Raw genomic sequence first — 5,803 nt, 5'->3', positions numbered from 1 at the left:
CGGTTACCTTTCTGAGAGGACAAAAAGATTTCTTACATTATGTTTCTTCCAAAGGTGGGGTTATTGGTTTTACACGCGGTTTGAGTAGAGAAGTGGGTAAACATGGTATTACGGTTAATGCGATTACCCCTGGTGCTGTAATGACAGAGCAGGAATTACTTGATTTTCCTGATCCACATGTCCAAGAGGAAACGCGTGCTTATTTCGCATCGGAACAATCTATCCCGCGCAGAATTCTCCCAGGGGATATGGTCGGTAGCTTTGTTTTCCTTGCAGCGCCGGATAGTGATTGTATTACAGGTCAGACGTTGAATGCCGATGGTGGATGGGTGATGAATTAGTTTGCAAGCAAAACAGCCGGACTGCATTAGTACCGGCTGTTTTGACTTTGGACAACTGGAAGGAAATGAAGTTTCGCAACTCAAGGGTGATGATTTCATCATGGGCCAGATCATCGGTATACAAAGGTAAATAAGCAATATCATGATCGGACTTGGGAATGACAAGTTTCCTCCTAAAGAAAGAGTATCCCGAGCGGAGGTAGCACAAGGACTCATGCGGGCATTGATTGCCGTGCAAGAAATTCAAACTCATAAGTAATAAAGGTTATTCTGTATTAAGCCTGTTGAAGTTCCCATTCCCGTAATTTCCACGGGAACAGGAACTTTTTCTTTGACTTGAAATTGTAGGCGGATTGTAGACGGAGCAATGGAAGCCTTCTATGGGAAGACGGCAAGGGGGACATGCCAAGTGACTGACATTACCATTGATTTTAATAGCAATACAGGCAGGATCAAACGCTTGCACGGGGCTGTTTGATTATTACGGGGTTCCGCAAAAAAACGTAATACGCATTTGAAGCTTTTAACCAGCTCGCGCAATTCCCAAATAAGGCTGCGGTGTCGCTGGCTCAAGAAGCGCAAGCTCTATATTGCTGCGCCACTGTAAATGACGACGGAGAAGCGGCCGTACTGATCAGCAACTTCAATGCCCTGACGCGCCTTTACGAGCTGGAGCTTCTCGGGCTGCGGGAGCAGTTGCCTGGCGAGCATTATATACTTGATAGAGAACGAAATCTACAGCGTGAGGACTTGGAATGGCGAGAGCTTGACCGGGTGTCGCTACTGCTTCCCAAGCATTCCGTGGCCTTGTTGAAATTCGCCAGTACTCGATAAATTCTAATATTAGCCCTTTGTGGGAATCCGTTTGCCTTTAGTGGGACGATACTCCAAGAGGGCGGCGCTATAATTAAGGTGTAAATAAAATCCAATAAGCAAAAGGGAGCGAGATTCGATGAGTACAATGCCGAAGAAACTGCCGTACGTATATGAATTCGAAAAAGATGATGTAGAGGGAATTTACAACTGCAACGAGCAGCATGGTTTTGCCGTCGTGAAAGGATTGCTTTCACCGGAAATGGTCGATAAACTGAAGGCAGAGGTTCGCCTGGCGCTGGAAGACGAAACCGACAAAACTCCTGGAACGACAAGCTTCGCCAATAGTTTTATTGAGCAATCGCAGGCGCTTTCCGGTCTGCTGACTTATGAGCCTTATATGAAAATCGTTCGCTGTCTGTACGGATACCAGCCGATTACGCTCAATCGTTCCGCAGCCATTTATAAGAAACCGGGAGCCCCTGTCGGCGCTTGGCATACAGACTGGCAGCCGAGAACTCATCCTTACGGAGTGGACGGCGTTCTGAATACGACGGGCGCCAGCTCCAACTGGTTTTATTTGAACGGGACGCATCCTGACAGAGCGGGGATCGCCATTATTCCCGATTCGCATACGAAAGAATGGGAAGGGCCGGAAGAGTTTGAGTTCACAAGCAACCGAAAGTCGTTCTACCGAAAAGGGACCGAGCCGAAGGATTGCGTGGAAATGGATTTCAAGGAAGTATTCAATCTCTATTCGGACCCAGGGGACATGATTGTTTTTGCGGAGCGGACGTATCACGGGGTACATGCTCACAACGGCACGGAAACGAGGCTTAGCTGCGCTCTCTCGTTCCGGACGAAGGGACAGCAATTCGATGAAGTTTGGCCTTTGCCTGAATCGGCGCGGACCTTTATCGCGAATTGTCCGGAGGAAGTAAAGCCTCTCGTTGAAGAGTATATAGGTATGGGGAGATCATGGTCCAGCACGAAGTAATTCGGTGAAGAGGGGCGGTATGATGGGGAACATCGGCAAGAACGATGGAGTCAAACTCATGTTCAATTTGGATAAGGAGACGGGCATCGACATTATCGAGTGGACGCTGGACCACGTTCAGGAGCCGATTCATTGGCATCCGACGCTGGAGCTCTGTTACTGCTTGACCGGCCGCGGCACGTTCACATGTATGGAGAAGCGGTATCGAGTAGAACCCGGAGACATCATCCTGGTCAATAATACGGAGCGTCATACGAGCCAGTCGAATCCCGGCGACGCCTGCGTCTGTCTTGTTGTCTGTCTGGATGTAAAGACGATCCATGCGTTTAATCCTGACCTACTTCTGCCTTTTATTTACGATCCGCAAACTTTCGAGCATTGCATTCCCGCCCATACATCAACCGCTGAGCAAATCGGACGTATGCTCATCGAGATAAAGACTGAGCTTGATGCTTGCCGCAGCGCTTATCAAAGTATCGTGAAGAGCTTGTTGTTCCATATTTGCGCCCTCCTGCTTCGGCATTACGAGAATGGAAATATAAGTGTGCAGAGAAAGCGGGTTTCCTCCAAGTTCGTGCATTTTCAGCCCGCGCTGGCTTACATTCAGGATCACTTCCACGAGCCTTTGCAGCTAGAGGATATTGCCAGACTTCTGACGCTCAGTCCGTCCCGGACACGGCATTTATTTTTGGAAATCGTAGGCGAGCGTTTCAAATCCTATCTGCTGCAAATTCGAATCCAGGAAGCGAAGAAGCTTCTGAGTGGAACGAGTATGCCGATTACGGATATCTATTTGAGCTGCGGTTTCCAAAGCTCGTCGTCCTTTTATCGTGAATTCAAAAAACTTGTGTCGGTTTCGCCGCAAGAGTTTCGCGAGTTATCGCCCGCTTATTGAGCGAAGGCTGTAACGAGCATTTCGCATTGGATTGGAGTCACATGACGTTTCCCGGTATTTTGAGATTCATCATAATTTCCGATACTCCTGGGGGGTCATGTTTATTTGTTTTTTGAAAAAACGAATGAACGACAGTGCCGAATCGTAACCCACCTTTTCGGCAATTTCATATATTTTATAGTGGGTGTTTTTGAGCAGTTCTTTTGATTTATCTAACCGACATATATTCACATAATCGGAAATCCCAATACCGGATGCTTGCATATACATGCGCGATAGATACACAGGATTCAAATGGACGGTTTCAGCAAGACGCGTTAGCGATAGATCCTCGTCAATATGTTTCCCGATATAATCGTTCAACCATAGAATGATATTTTCTTTGCCAAGCTCTTTGGTTTCACTCTTATGCGCGAAGATTCGATTCGCTATTGCGGAAAAGTAGGTCTTCATTTCTTCCCAGGACAAATCCTCAGGGTTCGCCTGCGTCAGTTTTCCCAGCTCGATCTTTGCTGTTAGGGCAGAATCCGGAGGAATGAGACGAAAGTGGGACGAAAATACGGAAGCTAAGCTGTAATAGACCTCTAGCTTCAAAAAACCAGAGTTGGACTCGCGAGCCGTATCGCCTATAATTTCCTCGAATAGCCGGTCAAATTCCTCTTTTGTTCCATTTTCCAGATAGTGTCCGAGCAGTTCTATTTTTTTGATCACGAAGCTTTGCATTTTATGTTTAGCGGCAGCAACTGACGGATTGTTAGCGTCCGAGGCGATTCGATCCGTGAGCCGCAGCTCTCTGCCCGCGCTGGCATGGCTCAAGAATAGAGAGCGCAGATGATCAAACAATTCCGGGAGCTGGCTGAGCATAACGGGCTCCTTCCCGAGCGCAAAAGAAAACGAAAGCTTGAGCAAATCGCGGCATGCCGACTGAATGGAGGGAATGGATTCGTAAACAAAGACAAAGGTTCGTTCCCATACTTCGTCAGCTTGTTCTTCCTGATGCTCGGCGATCAAGATATCCTTGGGCTGGAGAAGACAAACCACTCTCGATTCTTCAATAGTTACCGACGCTATAACAGCCGATACGTTGAGTAGCTCTTCTATAACATTGCGCGCAGCATACAGCAGCAGTTTACGATCTGTTGTCCCAGTAATCGCTGCCCAGTCGTCTACTCTACCGACAAGTACATACACAGGCATGTCGCAATTCAGCTGGATTCCTATTTCGCTGAATTGTTCTTTGCTGCGTCGGAAATCTCCTTTTCCATACAGCAAATTGTACAAAATCTGCTCTTGCAGAAACGGGGTCACCTGTCTTTTCTGTATTTGTGCCTCATGAAGCTGCTTTATTGTTGCATACTCGTCGTGAAGCGCCGAAACTGCCTTTAATATGGCTTTGATAATGACCTCGTCGCTTTCGAACTTAAGGATGAAATCAAATCCTCCGCCAGAGATAGCAGCTTTTGCATAATGAAATTCACCGTAGCTTGTCAGGAAAATGACTTTGCATTTCGGCCAATATTTATGGATTTCATGAAGCAGCTCGATTCCTTCCATACCAGGCATCTTAATATCAGTCAGCACAATGTCTATTTTGGTTTTTTTGAGAATTTCAATGGCTTCAAATGCTGAATACGCTTTATACATGTCGAGTTCTAATTGTTCGTGCTCTCCAATTAACCCTACAAGTCGATCAACAATAATAGGGAGATCATCCACAACCATCATTCGGTACATGCCGTTTCCTCCAAATCGTTTTGCAGTTTGATCCTGATTATAACGCATAAACCACCCAACTGAGATCTGCTGAAGGCTAAGCCGCAGTTCTGACCAAACATTAGCTGTAAACGGCGATGCACATTGATTAATCCGGTAGGTTCTTCCCTCGGTATTACCGTTGATGCAAGCTGGGCAGATAAGGCAGCAATTTGAGCATCCTCGATGTTCGTTCCGTTATCCTCTACCATGATGCTCATGATTTCCTTATCCTTTTCGTATTGAATCCATAATTGGCCCTGCGAAGCATGGCAGGTCAGCGCATATTTATAGGCGTTTTCAATAATCGGCTGGATAATCAGGCGAGGCACAAGCACGCAGCTCAAAAGCTCGGGCAGCGACTCTATTTCGACGTCGATGCGATCTCCGTAACAGATCGTTTGAATATCCACATATGTCTTCGTATGCTTCATTTCTTCTTCCATCGGAATTAGATCTTCTGCATTCTTCGTGATGAACCGATAATAATCGCGCAAGTAAAAGTTGAATCCAGACGCTTTGTCATATTCCTTATCGGTGATCAAGCCGCCCATTATAAAAAAGCAATTATACAGAAAGTGCGGGTTAATTTGCGCCTGAAGTCGCTTTAATTCCGATCTTTGCGAGTTAATTTCCTTCTCATACACTTCATGAATTAAGATGTTAAGTTGGGCGACCATACGGTTAAAGCCCGCAAACAAATAGCTGAACTCGTCCTTTGTCGCTTTCACTGCAACCGGCGTAAAAAGACCTTGTTCTACCTTGCGAAAAGCGGAAACAAGCTTTCTGAGCGGGTTATGAATGATCCTGTACAATGTTAAAGCGAGTAGAATAATAGCAACAATCGATATGGCTAGAATAACCCATACCCATTTTTCATAGCTTCTCAATTCACCCAATAYGTTCTCTTCCGGAATATAGACAAACAGAGATAGATTGAGTGAGTCGGATGTAATAAAAGATTCCCAATATGTTGTATTCATCAGCTTTACAGAGCCGGCGCCG

General features: G+C 46.2%; 7 protein-coding genes. 5 read left to right on the top strand and 2 right to left on the bottom strand.

Translation table 11 applies throughout. The features are described 5' to 3' along the window. The 5 genes from AC1DWN_RS26155 to AC1DWN_RS26135 all read left to right on the top strand — a co-directional run. A partial coding sequence (locus AC1DWN_RS26155) for an SDR family NAD(P)-dependent oxidoreductase (RefSeq protein WP_477561823.1) occupies nt 1–341 on the top strand: 341 nt, incomplete at its 5' end. A gap of 1 nt (nt 342) precedes the next feature. Continuing rightward, a complete protein-coding gene (locus AC1DWN_RS26150) occupies nt 343–471 on the top strand; it encodes a hypothetical protein (protein ID WP_477561822.1) in 129 nt (42 codons plus the stop codon). Between the two features lie 428 nt (nt 472–899). Beyond that, nucleotides 900–1,175, top strand: coding sequence for a hypothetical protein (locus tag AC1DWN_RS26145; protein ID WP_477561821.1), 276 nt, complete (start codon nt 900–902; stop codon nt 1,173–1,175). Between the two features lie 118 nt (nt 1,176–1,293). After that, nucleotides 1,294–2,151, top strand: coding sequence for a phytanoyl-CoA dioxygenase family protein (locus AC1DWN_RS26140; RefSeq protein WP_477561820.1), 858 nt, complete (start codon nt 1,294–1,296; stop codon nt 2,149–2,151). A gap of 19 nt (nt 2,152–2,170) precedes the next feature. Then, nucleotides 2,171–3,046: an AraC family transcriptional regulator gene (locus AC1DWN_RS26135; RefSeq protein WP_477561819.1), complete on the top strand. Its 876-nt coding sequence runs from the start codon at nt 2,171–2,173 to the stop codon at nt 3,044–3,046. A gap of 69 nt (nt 3,047–3,115) precedes the next feature. Here AC1DWN_RS26135 and AC1DWN_RS26130 read toward each other — a convergent pair whose 3' ends face one another. Continuing rightward, nucleotides 3,116–4,780, bottom strand: coding sequence for a response regulator transcription factor (locus AC1DWN_RS26130; protein WP_477561818.1), 1,665 nt, complete (start codon nt 4,778–4,780; stop codon nt 3,116–3,118). After that, nucleotides 4,768–5,803, bottom strand: a 1,036-nt coding sequence (locus AC1DWN_RS26125) for a sensor histidine kinase (RefSeq protein ID WP_477561817.1), incomplete at its 5' end; no start/stop codon positions are given. The genes AC1DWN_RS26130 and AC1DWN_RS26125, both read right to left, overlap by 13 nt.

This window comes from Paenibacillus sp. P4_A7 (assembly GCF_056402455.1).
This window is presented reverse-complemented; position numbering and strand designations above follow the sequence as displayed.

Coding starts and splice junctions, on each gene's coding strand:
- AC1DWN_RS26140 (WP_477561820.1), top strand. CDS start 1,294: ATGAGTACAATGCCGAAGAAACTGCCGTACGTATATGAATTCGAAAAA.
- AC1DWN_RS26135 (WP_477561819.1), top strand. CDS start 2,171: ATGATGGGGAACATCGGCAAGAACGATGGAGTCAAACTCATGTTCAAT.
- AC1DWN_RS26130 (WP_477561818.1), bottom strand. CDS start 4,780: ATGTACCGAATGATGGTTGTGGATGATCTCCCTATTATTGTTGATCGA.